Source organism: Chromobacterium vaccinii (genome assembly GCF_001855275.1).
In the GTDB taxonomy this organism is placed as follows: Bacteria; Pseudomonadota; Gammaproteobacteria; order Burkholderiales; family Chromobacteriaceae; genus Chromobacterium; species Chromobacterium vaccinii.
Map to the genome: position 1 here is coordinate 662,406 of NZ_CP017707.1, position 19,211 is coordinate 681,616.

At 65.9% G+C, this 19,211-nt stretch carries 7 protein-coding genes; 4 read left to right on the forward strand and 3 right to left on the reverse strand.

Annotated elements, in window-relative coordinates; all coding sequences use genetic code 11:
* On the reverse strand, window positions 1-10,644 hold the full coding sequence (locus tag BKX93_RS03030) for an SDR family NAD(P)-dependent oxidoreductase (protein WP_070978687.1): 10,644 nt from the start codon (window positions 10,642-10,644) through the stop codon (window positions 1-3).
* A gap of 589 nt (window positions 10,645-11,233) precedes the next feature.
* Between BKX93_RS03030 and BKX93_RS03035 the strand changes: the two genes are divergently transcribed.
* From BKX93_RS03035 to BKX93_RS03045, 3 genes are read left to right on the forward strand one after another with little or no spacing between them, the layout of a single operon-like run.
* Window positions 11,234-12,772, forward strand: coding sequence for an efflux transporter outer membrane subunit (locus BKX93_RS03035; RefSeq protein ID WP_070978688.1), 1,539 nt, complete (start codon window positions 11,234-11,236; stop codon window positions 12,770-12,772).
* Window positions 12,769-13,935: an efflux RND transporter periplasmic adaptor subunit gene (locus BKX93_RS03040; RefSeq protein ID WP_244887226.1), complete on the forward strand. Its 1,167-nt coding sequence runs from the start codon at window positions 12,769-12,771 to the stop codon at window positions 13,933-13,935. The genes BKX93_RS03035 and BKX93_RS03040 overlap by 4 nt, the downstream gene beginning before the upstream one ends.
* A gap of 10 nt (window positions 13,936-13,945) precedes the next feature.
* Window positions 13,946-17,011 carry an efflux RND transporter permease subunit gene (locus tag BKX93_RS03045; protein WP_070978690.1) on the forward strand — a complete coding sequence of 1,022 codons (3,066 nt, stop codon included), beginning with the start codon at window positions 13,946-13,948 and terminating at the stop codon, window positions 17,009-17,011.
* 100 nt (window positions 17,012-17,111) lie between these two features.
* Here the strand turns inward: BKX93_RS03045 and BKX93_RS03050 are convergent, their stop codons facing one another.
* Window positions 17,112-18,794 (reverse strand): HilA/EilA family virulence transcriptional regulator, encoded by a 1,683-nt coding sequence (locus tag BKX93_RS03050; RefSeq protein WP_070978692.1) that lies wholly within the window; start codon window positions 18,792-18,794, stop codon window positions 17,112-17,114.
* Here BKX93_RS03050 and BKX93_RS25030 point away from each other — a divergent pair.
* A complete protein-coding gene (locus tag BKX93_RS25030; RefSeq protein ID WP_186009564.1) occupies window positions 18,711-18,959 on the forward strand; it encodes a hypothetical protein in 249 nt (82 codons plus the stop codon). The genes BKX93_RS03050 and BKX93_RS25030 overlap by 84 nt on opposite strands.
* On the opposite strand, the gene BKX93_RS24450 is transcribed toward BKX93_RS25030, so the two are convergent.
* On the reverse strand, window positions 18,938-19,156 hold the full coding sequence (locus BKX93_RS24450; protein ID WP_144408730.1) for a hypothetical protein: 219 nt from the start codon (window positions 19,154-19,156) through the stop codon (window positions 18,938-18,940). The two genes, BKX93_RS25030 and BKX93_RS24450, sit on opposite strands and share 22 nt — an antisense overlap.
* Window positions 19,157-19,211 lie beyond the last annotated feature (55 nt).

A 19,211-nucleotide genomic window follows, 5' to 3' on the forward strand; every position in this document is an offset into this window, starting at 1 on the left:
TCAGACTTCCTTTGCAAGAAAACCACGCAAATCGGCGAGCACCAGCTGCCGCAGCTTGTCGGCGGCCAGACTGCGCGCCGGCGCGGACGGCCGCGGGGCCCCGTCCGCCTCGTTGCCGGACAGCAGCCGTCTCAGCCGCGGCGTCTGTCCTTCCATCACCAGCGTCTGCCCGCCGCCGGCCGCCAGGCAGTCATGCCAGGCTGCCAAGCCGGTTTCGCTGCGCATCGGCAACATGCCTGTCGCTTCCAGCATGCGGACCCGGGCCTTGGCCGGCAGCCCCATGCCGCCCTCTTCCCACAGCGGCCAGTTGATCGACAGCGTCAGCCCGCTGCGCAGCCCGGCCGCCGCCTGTCCGTTGCGCCAATGGGCGAATTGATCGAGGAAACCGTTGGCCGCCGCGTAGTCGGCCTGGCCGGCGTTGCCGAAAACGGCGCTGGCCGAGGAGAACAACGCCAGAAAATCCAGATCCAGCTCGCTGGTCGCGGCATCCAGGGCGGCATCCAGGTTCGCCGCGCCGTCCACCTTGGGCGCCAGCACCTGCTCGAAATCCGCTCGGGTTTTGCCGGCGATCAGCCCGTCCCGGGTCATGCCGGCGCTGTGGATCACGCCATTGAGCGCGCCGAAGCGGCTGAGCGTTTCCGCGATGGCGGCCTCCACCTGGGCCGGATCCGCCGGGTCCATCCGCAGGTAGGCCAGGCGAGCCGGCGGGACGGAAGCCTCCGCGGCCAGGCGTTTCAGCTCGGCCAGCCGCTCCCCATCCTCGCCGCCGCGGCCGGTCAGCACCACGATGGCGTCAACGGCCCGCGCCAGGATGTCGCGGGCGAAGATGCGCCCCAGCCCGCCCAAACCGCCGGTGATCAGGTAGACGCCGCCGGCGCGCAAGGCCGGCGCGGCCTGCTTGGGCGCATCCGCCTCATGCCAGCGCTTGACGCCGGCCTCGCGGCCGGCGAACCGCAGCACGGCTTCGTCCGGCGCGGCGGCCGCCAACTTCAGCCTCTCGGCCAAAACGGCCTCGGAGCAGGCATCGCCCAACAGCACCAGTTGCGCCGCCAGGCCGCCATGTTCCAGCCGGGCGCTGCGGACCAGGCCTTCCAAGCCGGCCAGCAACGCGCCGTCTCCGCTTTCCGCGACAACGATCTGGAACAGAATCCGCCCAGCCGGTTTGGCTCGCAGCAGGCGCTGCAGCCTTTCGAAGCAATCCACGGCGACTGCGCGGTAGCGCTCGGCCAAGCCGGCGTCGGACGGCATCGCCGCGTGCGAAGCGTCGTCGCAACCCAGTTTGCCGGCCAGGCTGGCGGCATGGATCGCGGGCAGGCCGCACAACAGCAGCTCGCGGCGGCTGAAATCGCCCTCGGTTTTGCGGACGGCCGCGGCAAGCGGCGTCCATGCGGGGCGCGCCAGCACGCGCCCCACCTGCGCTCCGCGCAATACCGATACCGGCGCGCCGCGCTCGACCGGGGCAGGCGCTATCCAATAGCGCTCTCGGGCGAAGGGATAGCCGGGCAGATTCAGCCGGCGGCGATCCGCGCCGGCATGCAGTCCCGCCCACTCGACGCGGCGGCCCGCCACCCAGGCTTCGGCCAGGCGGCTCAAGTCGTCGCCGTCGCCGGGACGCAGCGCATCCTCTTCGGCCAGCTTGCGCGCCGCGCGGCCGCTCAGCAGGCCATCGGCCTCCCGCCCTCCCGCATACGCCTCCAGGCCGGCGATCCACTCCTCGCGGGTCGAGGCGGCCAGCGCCAGCCGTTCGTCCATTTCTTCGCGGCCCAATTGCAGCGTGTAGGCCAGATCGGCCAGATCGACATCATGCCGGCGCAGGTAGACGGCCAGATTCGCCGCGCTGGCGCGCAGCCGCTCATCGTTCTTGGCCGACAGCACCAGCAACTGCGGGCCCGCCGCCGCCGGACGGCGCGCTGACGGGACGTGCTCCTCAAGCACCACGTGGGCATTGGCGCCCCCCCAGCCAAAGGCGCTGACACCGGCCCGCCGCGGCAGCGCCTCGCCGCTTGCATTCCGCGGCGCGGCCCAAGGCGTGGTCTTGTCGACGATGTAGAACGGGCTGCCGGCCAGATCGATGTAGGGATTGAGCGCGTCGAAATGCAGCAGCGCCGGTATTTGCCGGTTGCGCATCGCCAGCAGCGCTTTGAGCATGCCGGCCATGCCGGCCGCCGGCTCCAGGTGGCCGATATTGGTTTTCACCGAGCTCAAGCCGCAGTGCGGCGCGGCCGGCGCCGCGCGGCCGTGTTTCGCGTACAGATCGGCGAAGGATTTCTTCAGCGCCTGGATCTCTATGGGATCGCCCAGGCTGGTGCCGGTGCCGTGGCATTCGATATAGCCGACGGTGGCGGGGTCGATGCCGGCCTGATCGTAGGCGTCAGTCAGCAGTTCGATCTGCGCCTTGGGGTTGGGCGCGGTCAGATTGCTGACGCGGCCGCCGTGGTTTTCCGATGTGGATCTGACCACCGCGTAGATCGGATCGCCGTCGGCCAACGCTGTGTCCAGCGGCTTGATCAGCATCGCGCCCACGCCCTCGCCGCGCACATAGCCATCGGCGGACTTGTCGAAAGTCTTGCACTTGCCCTCCGGACTCAGCATGCCGGCTGCGCTCAGCGAGATATGGGCGGTGGGCGTCAGCATCACCTGCACGCCCGCGACGATGGCCATCTCACTGCTGCCGGTGTGGATGGACTCGACCGCCCGGTGCAAGGCCACCAGCGAGCTGGAGCAGGCGGTGTCCAGCGGCGCGCTCGGGCCGCGCAGGTTGAACAGGAAGGAGATGCGGTTGGCCAGGATGGAATGGGAGTTGCCGGAAGCCGAATAGCCGTCCAGCGAAGCGCCGCTGTCGGCCAGCACATCCACGTAATCCTGCGAGGAGGCGCCGACGAACAGGCCGGTGCGGGTGCCGGACAGATCGGACATCTTGTGGCCGGCATCCTCTACCGCCGCCCACACGGTCTGGATCAGCAAGCGCTGCTGTGGGTCCATCATCTCGGCTTCGCGGGGGGTGATGCCGAAAAACAGCGGATCGAACTTGTCCACTTCCTTCATGAAGCCGCCCCAGCGCGAGTAGGACTTGTTGGCGTCCTTGACCGGCTCGCCGTGCACGTGTTCCCAGATCCAGCGGTCGCGCGGGATTTCCGTGACCAGGTTGCGCTCTCGACTGAGGCTGTCCCAAAAGGCTTGCAGGTTTTCCGACTGCGGCATCACCCCGGCGATGCCGACAATGGCGATGGGTTGCCGGGCGAAACGGTTGCCGCCGGCAGGTCTGTCCGCGGCGGGCGCGCGCCAACCCTTGTCGATGCCGCTCGGCAACGCCGCAGGCTTGGCCGCGACGGGCTGCGAGGCCGCCGCCGCGCCGCCGTGTATGCGGCGCGCGGCGGCGGCGTGTTCGCCGCACAGCGCGTCCGCCACTGCGGCCGGCGTCGGATGCTCGAAGAACAGCACCGGGTTGACTTCCAGTCCATAGGCCTCGTTGAGCGCGTTGGCGAAAGCGGTCAGGCCGATGGAGTCGAACCCCAGGTCCAGCAGCATGGTGTCGGTCGAATAGTCGTCGTCGCCCAGCTTCAACAGCCCGGTCACGATCGACTTCAGTTTCTCAGCGACTGCCGCCCGCAGCGCGCCGCCTCCCGTATCCGCCCCGCCGGCCTGGGTCGGCGCCGCCGCCCGCGGCGACAGGCCCCAGGCCTTTTCCAGCTTGTCGCGCACGCCGCTGACCACCGCGACCTGATGGCGCGGCGACGCCAGCGCCGTCTCGAAAGCCGCCAGGCCATCCTGAGTCGCCAGCGGCTCCATGCCCAGGTTGTGGCGGAACATTTTCTCGGTCTGCTCGTCCAGCCGCATGCCGCCCTCGGCCCACAACGGCCAATTCAGGCTCAGGCTGCGCCCCTGCCGCCGGCCGGCCTGCCGCTGCGCGTCGCGCCAGGCGGCGAAGGCATCCAGATAGTGGTTGGCGAACGCGTAATCGCACTGGCCGGCGTTGCCGCCTATCGCCGCCAGCGAAGAGAACATCGCGAAGAAGTCCAGCTCGCCGTCGCCGACGGCGCGGTCCAGATGGAAGGCGCCCAGAACCTTGGGCGCGAGCACCGCGTCCATGTCTTCCCGCGTCTTCTTGCGCATCAGCGAATCACGCAGCACCCCCGCGCCGTGCAGGATGCCGTCCAGCCGGCCGAATCGGGCCCGGGCAGCCTCCACTGCCGCGCGCGCGCCATCCTCGGTCGCCACATCGGCCTGCAGATATGACGCCTCGCCCCCCTTGGCGCGCAGCGCTTCCAGCATGGCCTCCAGCTCTGGAGTCCGCGCGGAACGGCCTGTCAGCGTCAGCCTGGCGCGGCAGCGCTCCGCCAGATGTCCGGCGAAGATCAGACCCAGCCCGCCGGCTCCGCCGGTGATCAGATAGGAGCCGCCCTGCCGCAATGCCGGACGGCCGGCATCCGCCGCATCCAGCGACAAGCGGCGCAGAACGCGCGCCTGCCGGCCGCCGCCGGCGTAACGCACGGCCTTGTCCGCCGCCGTGGCGGCGCTGAATTCCGCCATCGCCGCCGCCAGCGTTTCGTCGGCGTCGAACCCGTCCGGCAATTGCAGCGTCTTGCAGGACAACTTGGGGTTTTCCAGCTCCAGCGAACGGGCGAAGCCATGAATCGCCTCATTGTGCGGCTGCGTCCCATCTCCTCTATGCAGATACAGCAGTTGCGCGGCGGCGGGCTTGCGCTCGATCAGCGCCTGGCACAGCCACAGCATGCCGCCCACGCCGCGGTCCAGGGCCTGCCGCAACCCGGCTTCATCGCCAGCCTCTCCCGCCGGCCAAGCGTAGCAAATCCTTTCCAAAGGCCAACCGGCCTCCGCCAGCGCGGCCAACGCGCGGGCAATGTCCTGCGGCCGGGACGCATCCACCTCGTAGACATGATCCCCGGCTTCGGCGTAGCGGTCGGCGCGCAGAACCAGCGCGGCCTTCAGTCCGCGGCGGATGCATGCCTCGAACAGCGCCCGATCGGTGTCGAACAGCACCAGCCGGCCGGGGACGGCATCCGCGCGCTCCGCGTCCAGCGGTGCGGCCTGCCACTCGCAGCCGTAATGCAGCATCTCGAACGCTTCGGCCGGCCCGGCCCGGACGACGGGTTTGTCGTGCACACTGGCCAAGGGCACGCCGACGGTTTCATGGATGCGCACCAGCACGCGGCCATCCTCGTCGACGATGGCCACCTCGTCGCGCGCGACGCCTGACGCGCCGCGGCTGCCGTAAACCACGTGGCTGTAGCAAACGCGCGGCAGCGGGCGGAGCATCTCCACCTCGCCCAACGAGTACGGCACCCTCGCCTCTCCGGATGCGCCCAGCAAGGCCGCCACGCCGGCCTGCATCGCCGCGTCCAGCAGGCTGGGATGCAGCGGCAGGCTGTCGAAGTCGGCGGCGCAAACGGCGGGCAGCTCCAAACGGCCCAGCGTCTCGCCATCGCCGCAGCGCACCTCGGAAAGCACGCGGAAGCCGGGGCCGTAGGCCATGCCGGCGGCGGCGAAAGCCGCGTACACCTCGCCGGCGGCCAGCGTCCGGCCGCAGCGGGCGCGGATGGCATCCAGATCTATCCTCTCCTCGGGCGCATCGCCGCCGTCGGCGTAGAACAAGCGGCCCTGGGCATGCAGCTGGCGCGACTCGCCGCCGCGCACTTCGAAAGCCACCGCCTCGCCGTCAGGCTTCAGCTCGACAAAAGCCTCGCGGCTGCCGCCGTCTTCCAATGCCAGCGGGCTGACCCAGGTGACGTTGCGCAGCCGCGCCACCGGACGGCCCGCGGCCAATTCGCCCGCTTTGCGCGCCAGCTCCAGATAAGCGGTGCCGGGCAAGGTGGGAATGCCGGACACCACGTGGTCGGCGAGGAAGTACTCGCCGGCGCGGAAGGTCTTGCGGAAGAGCTGGCGCTCGAAGGTGGACTCGTTGCTGTCCAGCAGCGGATGCAGCGCGGCTTGCGGCGCGCCGGCCGCCGCGGATTCGCCGCGGGAAATCCAGTGCCGCTTGTCGGCGAAGGGATAGGTCGGCAGCGACACCCGGCGGCCCTCGCTTTCGATGCCGCGGCAATCCGGCAGCAGGCCCTCCAGCCACAATTGCGCCAGTTTGCGCGGGTCCCGGCTTGCGGACAGCAGGCCCACCAGCTGCTCGGTCTCCCTTCGGCTCAACAGGCGGGCGACGCCCTCGGCGCCGCGCGCGTTGCCGCTCAAAACGTCCGGGTCGGCTCGTCCAGCGGCGAAGGCCGCCAATTTGTCCGCCAAGGCGTCGACGCTGTCCGCCAGTACCGCCAAGCGGCAGTCGAAGGACTTGCGGCCGCGCTGCAGCGTGTAGGCGATGTCGGAGAGCCGGCGCCCGGCATCAGGGCGCCGCAGATGGGCGGCCAGACGATACGCCATCAGCTTCAGCTGTTCCTCGCTGCGGGCAGACAGAGGGAATACCCTCAGGCCGGCGCTTTCCGGCCGCGTCGGCTCATCGGGATACTGCTCCAGCACCACGTGGGCGTTGGCGCCGCCCGCGCCGAAGGAGCTGACCCCGGCGCGCAGCGGCGCGCCGTCTTTGGGCAGCCACGGCGCCAGCTCGCGCTGCACCTGGAATGGCGACGCGGCGAAATCGATGTGCGCGTTCAGCGTCTCGGCGTGCAGCGACGGCGCGAGCTGGCGGTGCTTGATCTGCAGCAGCGCCTTGCTGACGCCCGCCACGCCCGCGGCGGCCTCCAGATGGCCGATATTGGTTTTCACCGAACCTATCGCGCAGCTCTGGGCCGCCTGACCGGCGAAGGCATGGCCGAGGCCGGCGATCTCGACCGGATCGCCCAGTTCCGTGCCGGTGCCGTGCGCCTCGATGTAGCCGATGGAGGACGCATCGACGCGCGCGCGGCTCAGCGCCTCGGCGATCAATTCGCCCTGGGCCTTGGGATTGGGCACGGTGTAGCCGCCGGAGCGCCCGCCGTGGTTGACGGCGGAGGCGCGGATCACGCCGTAGACCTGATCGCGGTCAAGCAATGCCTGATCCAGCGGTTTGAGCAACAGCGCGCCCACCCCTTCGCCGGCCACATAGCCGTTGGCTCCGGCGCCGAAGGTGCGGCATACGCCGTCGGGGGACAAGGCGCCGCCGGCCTGGTTGATGTCGAATTTGTGCTGGTGCGCATCCAAATTGACGCCGCCGACGATGGCGCTAGCGCAATCGCCGTTGCGTATCGCCTCGCAAGCCAGATGCAGGGCGGTCAGGCTGGACGAGCAGGCGGTGTCCACCGACAGGCTGGGCCCGTTCAGGTTCATCCAGTAGGACACGCGGTTGGCAATGCTCCACTGGAAGGAATTGGGGTGGACCTCGGCGCCGGCCAGCTTGGCTTCCACGCCGGCCACCTGGTACATCGCCCACACCGCGCCGACGAAGACGCCCACTTTGCGGCCGCCGTCCGGCCCGCCGAGGATTTCCGGATAATAGCCGGCGTCTTCCACCGCCTCCCAGGCCACCTCCAGGAACAACCGTTCCTGAGGGTCCAGCATTTCCGCTTCGCGCGGCGAAATGTTGAAGAACAGCGAATCGAAACGGTCGATGCCGTCGATGAAGCCGCCGCGGTAGGCGCAGTTGAAAACGCGGCTGGCGCGCAGGGCCAGCCGCTCTGCCGGCATCTCGGTCACGCAGTCGCGGCCCTCGCGCAGATTGTCCCAGAACTCGGCCAGCGTGCCGGCCTGCGGATAGCGTCCGGCCATGCCCACCACGGCGATATCGCCCGCGGCGCGCGTGGCGACCGGTGCGGACGCCATCGCCGATGAGGCCTCCGCGCGCGCTTCGGGCGCAGACGCCGCCGATTCCGCGCCAGGGCGGAGGCGGTGGTAGCGGATCAGGCCATGCTCGGCATGCATGTCGCCGGCGGCGGCCTGCTTGCCGCCGACCGGCTCGACCTCGGGAATATTCGCCCGCTCGCGGAAGGCCTGGGCCAGCCGCGCGGCCAGTTCATCGATTTCCGCCGCTTTCAGCCCCAGGGGCACCGCCAGCCTGATCATGCCGCCCAGCGGCCCGTTCTGTCGCATGCCGGCGCTGTGCGCGCCGGCGCGGATGCCCGTGCTCAAATACAACCAGGCCAGGAAGGATGGCAGCGGATGGGCGAAGCCGGAAAACTCAGGCATGCGCGCGACATCGACGACCACGCAATGGCCGCCGGCCGGCGACATGATCGGCGCACCGGCGTTTTTTAGCGCCTGCCACAGTTTTTCGGACGACTCCACGCGGCGCGCGGCCTGAGCGGATGCCCAATCGCTTTCCGCCAGCGCGTGCCCGACGAGTTTTTTGTCGAGCACATCCAATCCGCCGCCATCGCGCCGCTGCTGCTCCTGCAGTCGCCGAAACAGGCCTGCGTCCCTCACCGCGACCACCCCGCCGCGGTTGACGCCAAAGTCCTTGGCCAGCGAGGCTGTGACAATATCGGCGCAGTCCAGTATTTCGCGCGCCAGCTCCCAAACATCGCGCCCGGTCTGGCCAGTTTCTCGCCGAATCAGCAATAACGCGTTTTCCAGCACCCGGGTGGCGTCGATCACCAGCGCGATGCCATGCGCCGACAGCAGCTCCTTGACCTTCTTCAAGTGGGACAGCGCGGCGGGCTGGCCGCCGCAGGCGTTGTTGCACACCTCCACGCAGACGAAGGCGATGTCCCCGGCATGGTCAGCCGTCTGCGCGCGTAGCGCGTCCCAATCGAGATTGCCCTTGAACGGCTCGCCCGCATCCGGCCGCAGCGCCGCCGGGTGCGGCAGCTCGCAGGGTTCGTAGCCCTGGTCTATCTGGTGGAACAGTCCCGACGGAAACAGCAGGTTCTCCAACACGCGGCCGCGTTTCGGCCATGCCTTGCACAACAAGCTCTCCGCAGCGCGGCCGGACTCGGCCGGCAAACAATACTCGAAGCCCAGCAGCCGCTTCAGTTCGGCTTCGATATTGGCCGGTTGCTGCAACTTGGCGCGAAGATAATCGATGCGGCGGCTCACCGCCGGGGTTTCCAGCTGCGCCCACGAGTCGGTCCGCAGATCGAATTCCACCTGCGCCGCCGCCAGATTGTGCGGATTGAAGCCGCAAGCCTCCAGGGCGCGGACCCGCTCGCCATCCAGCCGCGCCGCGCCCTGCGGCGCTGTGCCGGCCGCCACCTCGGCCTCCGTTGCGGCAGGCCGGATGGCCGGCGGATCCATCGCGATGATAGGCTGGGCCATCGCCTCGCTTGCGCCGGACGCAGACAGATTATGATTCTCGTCGTCCGGGGTCTGGGCCCGTTCCGGATCGGCGATCATCAAGATAATGTCGATCACATTGTCGGCGCGGCCGCTGTCAGCCGGACGGCTCAGGTAGATGGTGCGGTTTTCCGGACGGAACTTGTTCTTGAATTGCAGATTGCCTTCGTCGTTGAAGATGCCCTGGCGGTGCAAGTCGTCCAGGATGCGATCTACCTCCGGATCGGCGTTGCCGCTGCCCTCCAGCCGGCAGCCGTAGGTGCCGCCCAGGCTGAGCATGTCGCAGCCTTCTTGCGCCAGCGCGCCGATGATATTGACTATCGCGAATTCCAGGCCGCCCAGCGGCATGTCCTTCGGATAGAACTCGAGGTCCATCAGGTAGCCTTTATGTTCGGCTGCGCTCATCGCCGAGATCAGGATCACGTTTTGCAGCGCGCCGTCCAAATAGGTCAGGAACAAGCGATGCTGCGCATCCAGGCGGCCGGCCAGGATTTCCTCGCGCACGATGCGGATCAGCGGATTGACCATGGGCTTGGCTTCGCACCAGCGATCAATGACAGCCGCGATCTCGCCATCCACCTTGGCGTCCGTTCCACAGCGGTACTCGACCGTGCGCCCCTCGCCGGCCTTCTCGAATTTGGATACCTGATAGCGCAGCCGGCGCATCGCGCCGCCTTCCAAAGTGAACGAACCGATGTCCAGCACCCGCTGCACCACGCCGAAAGGCGTGGAGGAGAACGCCGTCTCGCCCACCGTCTCCACCGGCGCGTCGGTCAGCATGTTCAGCTGGTAGCCTCGCGATTCGCAGTAGCGATGGAATTCGGCGGCAAGATCCGCGAAATGCTCTGCCGGGCCGGTGTAGGCGTAGGCCATCACCAGCTCCTTGTAGCGGCCGTAATGAAAATAGCCACGGCGGGCCGCGCCGATGAACAGATTGGGAGCGATGTTGCGGGTGCCGCGGGATACGCTGCCTTCGTTCTTGTGTTCGGCGAACAGCTTTTCCATCCGCGCCTGCAATTCCGGATGCGCGGACAGATTCTTTTCCAGCATGCGTATGCTGTCGGCCGGCATCGCCGGCGCCGCCGCGCTTGCGGCCGGGAACACGCTCGCAGCGGCAGGCTGCGCAGCGACAGAAGCGCCGCATTTTTCAGCCAGCGCCGCCGCGTGACGGCTGACGAAATAAGCGGCCAGCAATTCGATATTGAAATACTCGAACAGCAGGGTTTTCGGCAAGGTGCCGAAATCGCACTCCAGCCGTTTGATGACTTTCAGAATGCGAAAGGAATCCAGGCCCAACTCGCCGAATGGCGCGGCAATATCGAATGAAGCCGAGGAGCCTGCCGCCGCCTCCGCCGATTCCGCGATCGCGGCCTGCAAATAGGACTGGGCCAGCTCCTGCAAATGTTCATTATTGAACTTTTCAATCTCAGCCATTTCGACGGACACCCCAATGTTCAGGAATGCGAAGCGCGCTCAGCGTTCGCATCGCAGCGATGGCGACAAATTGTCACGGCCGTTCCCCGATAAAACCGGGTCCGGCCGGCGTCGATCCATTCAGCCGCTTGCCATGCGCATGGGTTTTACTGACGCAATTGGCGCGACGGATCGATTGCCGGCGACTATAGCAAAGCGGCATCCCCCGCCATCCGGATAGGCGAACCAGGGGAATCAAATGCGAATGCGCGATATTTCGCCTCCATCCGCCGCGCTTCCCATTGCCCGGAGTGAAAAAACAAAGCCGGGATATATTGAGCCGCATGCCGGGAGTGGCGTTTCCAACGGTCGAAACCATGCCGGCCATCGAATCGGTTTTGTCTGCGGGATTTCGCCGTAAGCCGGAAGCGGAAATCCGTCCTTGTTTCGCCCCTGCGGTTTGTCCTTCGCCTGTCAGCCATCGCCCAACCGGCGCCGGCTCGAAGGAGAGGCCGGACAAGATCAGCGGCCTGCCCTGGCAAATCCTCACGCCCGTCCGCGCTTGCGGCGGAAGCCGGCTTCACGCATAGCAACATCATGAGGTGACTGAATGATCGAAGGTTTTCGGCCGCGCGCCGACAGAACGATCCCGTCGCGCGCGCCGCGGTTGATTTGCGCCGCGGCCCTCGCCGCCGCACTGTCGGCATGCGCCGTCGGTCCGGAATACCGCCGTCCCGCCACGCTTCAGGCAGACCGCTACACCGAAACAGCCTTGCCCGCGCAGACTGTCGACAGCCCGGGGCCGGGAGGCCTGGCTCAACGGTTTTCCGCTGGCGAGGACATTCCCGCCGACTGGTGGAAACTGTTCCGCAGCGAAGCGCTGGACGGCTTGATCCGCGACGCGCTGGCGCGCAGCCCCAATATCGCCGCTGCGCAGGCGGCGTTGCGCCAGGCGGGAGAAATCTATCAGTCCGAACGCGGCGGCCAGTCCTTGCCCAGAGTGGATGGTCAACTGGGCGCACAGCGGCAAAAGATCAACGGCATCCCGTTCGGCCAACCCGACTTCGCCAGCGCGCTGAACCTGTACAACGCCTCGGTCAACGTCAGCTACCGCTTCGATCTGTTCGGCGGAACCCGCCGCGAATTGGAAAAGCTACAGGCAAGCGTGGATTACCAAGGCTTCCAGCTGCGCGCGGCCTACCTGGCGCTGAGCGCCAATCTGGTCACCTCCGCCGTGCAGGAAGCCTCGCTGCGGGCGCAGATCGAGGCCACCGAACGCATCGCGGCCGACCAGGCCAGCCAGCTGGACGTGCTGCGCCGGCAATTCGACGCCGGCGGCGCGGCGCGCACCGACGTGCTGTCGCAGCAAACCCAGCTGGCGCAGACCGAAGCTTCGCTGGCGCCGCTGCGCCAATCCCTGGCTCAAACCCGGCATCGGCTGGCCGCTTTGTCCGGGCGCCTGCCTGGAGAAGGCGGACTTCCGGCTTTCCACCTGGACATGTTCACGCTGCCGGACAGCCTGCCCGTCAGCGTGCCGTCCGAACTGGCGCGTCGGCGTCCCGACATTCTGGCCTCGGAGGCTTTGTTGCGTCAGGCCAGCGCCCAGGTGGGCGTGGCCGCCGCCGCGCTCTATCCCCAACTGACCTTGTCCGCCGGCTACGGCAGCCAGGCGGGGTCGGGATCGCAGTTGCTCACCCCGGCGGCTGCCGTGTGGAACTTCGGCGCGGGACTCGCCCAGCCGCTGTTCCACGGCGGGGAACTGCGCTCGCGCAAGCGCGCGGCCGAAGCGGCGTACGAACAAGCCGAAGCCCAATACCGCGAAACCGTGCTGTCCGCTTTCCAGAACGTAGCCGACGCGCTGCGCGCGCTGGACAACGACGCGGCAGGCCTGCGCGCCCAAACCCAGGCCTGGTCCTCCGCCCGCGACACCCTTGAGCTTGCGCGCAAGCAATACGGCCTGGGCGCCATCGGCTATCTGTCGCTGCTGGATGCTCAACGCCAATACCAACAGACCACCATCGCGCTGGCCCAGGCCCGGGCCGCTCGCTATGCCGACACCGCCGCGCTGTTCCAGGCGCTGGGCGGCGGCTGGCGTCAGGACGAAACCGAGAAAACGGCCGCACCGCCGCAACAGGAGAATACCCGATGACCACAACCACCCTGCCGACTCCGCGACCGCTGCGGAAGCGGATGATCGTGATGCTGATCTGTCTGGCGCTGCTGTTCGGCGCGCTGGTCGGATTCAATTTTCTCAAGGGTTATATGATCGCCAAATTCGTCGGCGAGATGTCGGCGCAACCGGTCACGGTCAGCACGGCCCGCGCCGGCTACCAGACCTGGCAGCCGCAAATCCACGCGGTGGGCAGCATCCGCGCCGCCCAGGGCGTGGACGTCACCACCGAGGTGGCAGGCCTGATCCGTCAGGTACGTTTCAAGTCCGGGGAGGAGGTGAAAGCCGGACAAGTGCTGCTGGAGCTGAACGACGCCGACGACATCGCGCTGCTGCAATCCCACAAGGCCGCCGCCGAACTGGCGAAGACGGCCTATGACCGCGACCGCACCCAATACGAGATCAAGGCCATCCCCAAGGCCACGCTGGATGCGTCGGCGGCCGACCTGAAAAGCAAGCAGGCGCTGGCCCGGCAGCAACAGGCGCTGGTGGACAAGAAAACGATACGCGCAGCCTTCGCCGGCAAACTGGGCATACGCACCGTCAATCCGGGCCAGTACTTGAAGCCCGGCGACGCCATCGTCACGCTGCAGGCGCTGGACCCATTGTTCGTCGACTTCAGCGTGCCGCAAGAACAATTAGGCCAGCTCTCGCCCGGCCAGACCGTCAACGTGGAAACCAACGCGCGCGCCGGGCAATGGTTCGGCGGCAAGGTCACCTCCATCAGCCCCAAGGTGGACGATGCCACCCGCTCGGTACGGGTGGAGGCCCAGCTCGCCAACCACCAGCAGAAGCTGCTGCCTGGCATGTACGCCAATATCCGCATCGATGCCGGCGCCCGTCAGCGCCACCTGACCCTCTCCCAGGCCGCGCTGTCCTACAACGCCTACGGCGCCACGGCCTTCATCGTCAAGCCGGGAACCAAGGCCGGCGAAGACGGTAAGACGCTGCCGGTGGCCGAGCAGGTGTTTGTCACCACGGGCCCTACCCGCGGCGACCAGGTGGCCATCCTGAAAGGCATCCAGGCCGGCGACCAGGTGGTGACCAGCGGCCAGCTCAAGCTCAAGAACGGCACCGCGCTGGTCGTCGACAACCAAGTCCAGCCCGCCAGCGAAGCCAATCCGGCTCCGCAGGAACAATAAGGACGGCCAGATGAAATTCACTGACATCTTCATCCACCGGCCGGTGCTGGCCATTACCCTCAACCTGCTGATCCTGGTGCTTGGGCTGCATGCGTTCTCCTCGCTGAAAGTCAGCGAATACCCGAAGACCGAAAATGCGATCGTCACCATCAGCACCGCCTATTACGGCGCCAGCGCCGACACGGTGGCCGGCTTCATCACCCAGCCGCTGGAAAGCGCCGTCGCCCAGGCCCAGGGCGTGGACTACATCTCGTCCACCAGCTCCAGCGGCATGTCCACTATCGTCGCCACGCTGCGGCTGAACTACGACCCCAACAAAGCGCTGACCGAGATCAACACCCAGGTCCAGTCGATGAAGAACCAGCTGCCGCAGCAAGCGCAGCAGCCTACGCTGAACGTGCAGATAGGCCAGACCACCGATGCGATGTATCTGGGTTTTTACAGCGACGAGCTGCCGGGCAACCACATCACCGACTACCTGCTGCGCGTGGTCAAACCCAAGCTGGACTCCATCGAAGGCGTGCAGAAAACCCAGATGCTGGGCGACCGCCAGTTCGCGCTGAGGGCCTGGCTGGACTCCACCCGGCTGGCCGCCCACAACGTCACCGCCAACGAAGTCTACGCCGCGCTGGCCAGCAACAACTATTTGACGACGCTGGGCGCGACCAAGGGCCAAATGGTCAGCGTCAATCTGAACGCCGGCACCGAGCTGCACTCGGTGGATGAATTCAAGAAACTGGTGATCAAGCAGGAGAACGGCGCGCTGGTGCGTCTGTCCGACGTGGCCAATGTGGTGCTAGGCGCCGACAACTACGACTCCAGCGTGTCTTTCGACGGCAAGCGTTCGGTATTCCTCGGCGTCAAGGTCGCCCCGGGCGCCAACGCGCTGGACGTGGCCAAACGCGTGCGCGCGGCCTTCCCCGAACTGCAGAAAGAGATGCCCACCGGCCTGAAGAGCAGCATCGTCTTCGACGCCACCGACGCCATCAACATCTCGGTCAACGAAGTGGTGAAGACGTTGATCGAAGCGTTCATCATCGTGTCGGCGGTGGTTTTCCTGTTTCTGGGCAATATGCGCGCAGTGATCGTGCCGGTGATCGCCATTCCGCTGTCGCTGATCGGCACCTTCATCATCATGCAGATGCTGGGTTACACCATCAATCTGCTGACCCTGCTGGCGCTGGTGCTGGCCATCGGCCTGGTGGTGGACGACGCCATCATCGTCATCGAAAACGTGGACCGCCACATGCGCGAAGACGGCCTTTCGGCGCTGGAGGCCTCGCTGCTGGCCGCGCGGCAGCTGGCCGGCCCGGTCGTCGCCATGACGGCGGTGCTGATCGCCGCCTACATGCCCATCGGCTTTCAGGGCGGCCTCACCGGCGCGTTATTCACCGAATTCGCCTTCACGCTGGCCGGAGCGGTGACGATATCGGGCGTGATCGCGCTGACGCTGTCGCCGATGATGAGCGCAGGCCTGATGCGCGCCGGCCACCAGCCCGGCCGGCTGGCCCGCTTCATGGACCGGAGAATGGAGCGCATTCAGCACCGCTACGAGCGCATGCTGAAAAGCGCGCTGGACACCTGGCAGGTATGGGTGGCGATGGGCGGCCTGATCTTGTGCGGCCTGATCTATCTGTTCATGACCGCGATGTCGGAACTGGCGCCTCAGGAAGATCAAGGCATCGTGCTGGCGCATGTCCAGGGCCCGCCCAACGCCACCATCCAGCAGATGCAGACCTATGCCGACCAGGTGTATGAAATCGCCAGAAAGCGGCCTGAGTACTCGCAGATGTTCCAGATGACCGGCACGCCGACCGTCAATCAGAGCATAGGCGGCATGCTGCTGAAACCCTGGGACGAGCGCAAGCTGAGCGCCACCAAGCTTCAGCAGGAAATGCAGAAGGAGTGGTCGGCCGTGGCGGGCGCGCGGGTCGCCGCGTTCCAGCTCCCCTCCCTTCCCGGCGCCCAGGGGCTGCCGATGCAATTCGTGATCCGCACCGCCGAGCCGGTGGACAAGCTGAACGGCGTGGCGCAGGCCGTGCTGGCCAAGGCGCAGGCGAGCGGGAGGTTTTTCTTCGTCGACTCAGACCTCAAGGTGGACCGGCCGCAATCCTCGCTGGTCATAGACCGCGACAAAGTCGCCATGCTGGGCATGACCCAGAGCGATGTCGGCCAGGCGCTGGGCGCGGCGTTGGGCGGCGCCTACGTCAATTACTTCTCCATCGACGGCCGCTCCTACAAGGTGATTCCGCAAATGAAGCAAAGCGACCGGCTGAATCCGTCCCAGGTTCTGGATTACAAGCTGCGCACGCCGGGCGGCGGCATCGTTCCGGCCTCCTCTGTCGCCCATCTGCAGCAGGAAGTGGCGCCCGCCGCCATTTACCGCTTCCAGCAACAGAACTCAGCCACACTGTCCGGAGTGCCCTTGATCGGCCTTTCCCAGGGCGAGGCGCTGGACTTCATGCGCAAGACGCTGGCTGAAGTGGCGCCCAGCGGCTACTCGGTGGACTACTCCGGGCCATCCCGCCAGTACATGCAGGAAACCGGCGGGTTTGTCATCGTGCTGCTTCTGGCGGCAATCATCGTCTATCTGGTGCTGGCCGCGCAGTTTGAAAGCTTCCGCGACCCGATGGTCATCCTGGTATCGGTGCCGATGGCCTTGTTCGGCGCGATGGTCTTCATCAACGTCGGCCTCGCCACGCTCAACATCTACACCCAGGTGGGACTGGTCACGCTGATGGGGTTGATCAGCAAGCACGGCATTCTGATCGTGCAATACGCGAACGAGCTGCAACGCGCGGGGCGGAGCAAACGAGAAGCACTGGAAGAGGCGGCGGGCATCCGGCTGCGCCCCATCCTGATGACAACGGCCGCGATGGCGCTGGGCGTGCTGCCCCTGGTGCTGGCCTCCGGCGCCGGCGCGGCGGGGCGCAACGCGATGGGCATCGTCATCTTCGCCGGCCTGTCCATCGGCACCTTGTTCACACTGTTCGTGGTGCCGGCCACCTACCTGCTGCTAGGCGCCGACCGCCAAGGCGCAAAGAAGGACTCGAGCCAGGCGGCCCTCGCATCGTAAACGGCATAAAAACAGCTGGGCCGGCAAAACCGGCCCAGCTTGATGACGGGAACTGACGACAATGACGGACACAGCCTGCCGCCGGAATGAATCGCGGAAACTATACCGCCATGTTGCGGCCGGAAAACAGCGGCTGCAAACGCGGGTCGAAACGCCAAACCCGGAGCCACACATAATCCTCCTTCTCCAGCGTCTGCCAATAGAGCTGAGCCGCTTCCACGCCATCGATTTCCAGAACCAGCGGCAACAGGCTGGTACGCACATGCCGGCTGTCGATGCCGCGCAGGTAGCTACGAATGGCGGGAATGGCCGACGGCCCCTCCACTCTGCTGCGGATATACAGATTATGCGCGGCGAGCATGCCCACCTCGTTGCCGGAATCGCGGACGCGGCGAGCCAGTTCGGCCGCGGCGGCGAGGTCGCCCTTCACCGCCAGCAAAAGGCCAAGATTGCTTTGCAGCACCGGATGGTCCTGGCCATGCTGATTCAACTGCCGCATTCCCAATGCGATGGCCTCTTCCAAATCGTGTTGGCAGTAGGAGATCCACACCTTGAGAATGCTGGCGGCGATGCGCGACGGATCTCGCCCCAGACAGCAGTCCAACTCATGCTGGGCCTCTTCCAGCTTGCCGCACAGAAACAGGTGCCAGGCATAGTGGTAATAGATATCGATCGAATCCGGCGCCAGCAGCCTTGCCTGCCGGAACAGCGTCTCCGCGATGACCGACTGGCCGCGCAAGCTGCTGATTCTCGCCAGCAGGCTGAGCGCCTGAGGATGATCGGCCTTAAGCTCAACCGCCTTGCTGACCAGCTGCCAGGCCCGCTCGATCGCCTGCTCCTGATCGAACAGGCCCAGTTGGGCCATGGACAGGTAGCACTCGGCCAGACAGCAATAAGGTTGGATTTCACGCGAACTGGCGCTGACCTGTTGGCAAAACAGGGCCAATGCTCTTTTCAGGCTGGCCGGCGTGTATTGCTGAAGATCGTTCCGGCCGTTCAAATAGGCGATCGCGGCTTCCATCGACCGGAATTCGGCCACCTCGCCCGGCGTGCCCTGCAGCGCCGGAACGCATTGCACCACCAGTCGCCCCAAGTGGGCGCGGAGCGCGGCGGCAGGCAGGTCCGGCGGCAACTGCACATTGTCATGCAACAGCACCCGGTGTCCTTCGGTCCGTACCAGCTCCAGGTTCAAACGACAGCTTTCGTCATGCCGATGGATCTGGCCGGCGAGATAGTAATCGGGGGCCAATCGATCAACCATGGACATGATCTTGTCCATGTCCTGGCAGTCCCGGGTCAGGCTTGCCGGCAGGACCGAAAGATGGGACGGCGCATAGCCTGAAAGATGCTGCACCAGCTCGGTATGAAGGACCTCTGCCTCCAGCGGCGCATCGGAGCGAAAAGGCAAGATAGCGAGGGTGTAGCGCCTAGCCTGCTGGGGCGGCGCGGAGACGAAAGCCACATGCCGGCAGAATCGGTAACCCTTGCCGTAGACGGTTTCGATGTAGCGGTTGGTTTTGTTCTCGCAAAGAATACGCCGCAAAGCGTAGATGCAGCGGCATAAGGACTCCTGCGCGACATCCCCATCCAGCCAGACTTTCTCCAGCAGTTCGTTCTTGCTTATCAGCGCGCCCGAGGCCTGCAGCAACGCAGTCAGAACCGCCAGTTCCTTCGGTGGGATATCGACTTGCAGATTACGATGCAGCAACACGCCGTCCGCTTGCAATACAAAGTCGCCAAAGATAAATTGCTGGCTCGCAAGGTGGTCTTGCTTTTGAGACATATTCTTTCAACCCTCTTTGCGAATGCAATTCTATTGCTGAGACACCATCGGCACCGCCAGTCTTTCGCAGCCTCATTCAAACGCTTGATCTATTTTTGGCGCAATGCGAATCCAGCCATCGCCATTCAAGCGACAATTCCCTCTCAAAAGAAAATCGAGGAATAAAGAAAAAGCGATGCCGCCGCCGGCCCTGAAAATGGAAGGCCGGCGGCCAAGCCAGGCAATTTGATGGTATGGAAAGAGCGTTTCATTTGATCCAGCTCAAATGCCAAGGCTATCCAATCTGGAACGGCATATGAAAAGAACTGGTCGGCATAATATAAAGTCGCATAATTACTAATGGCAAGAGTTTTTTCATGCATTATCCAAAATGCCAAATATCGATGTCATTTTCGAAAGGGCAGCCATCACCGAAGC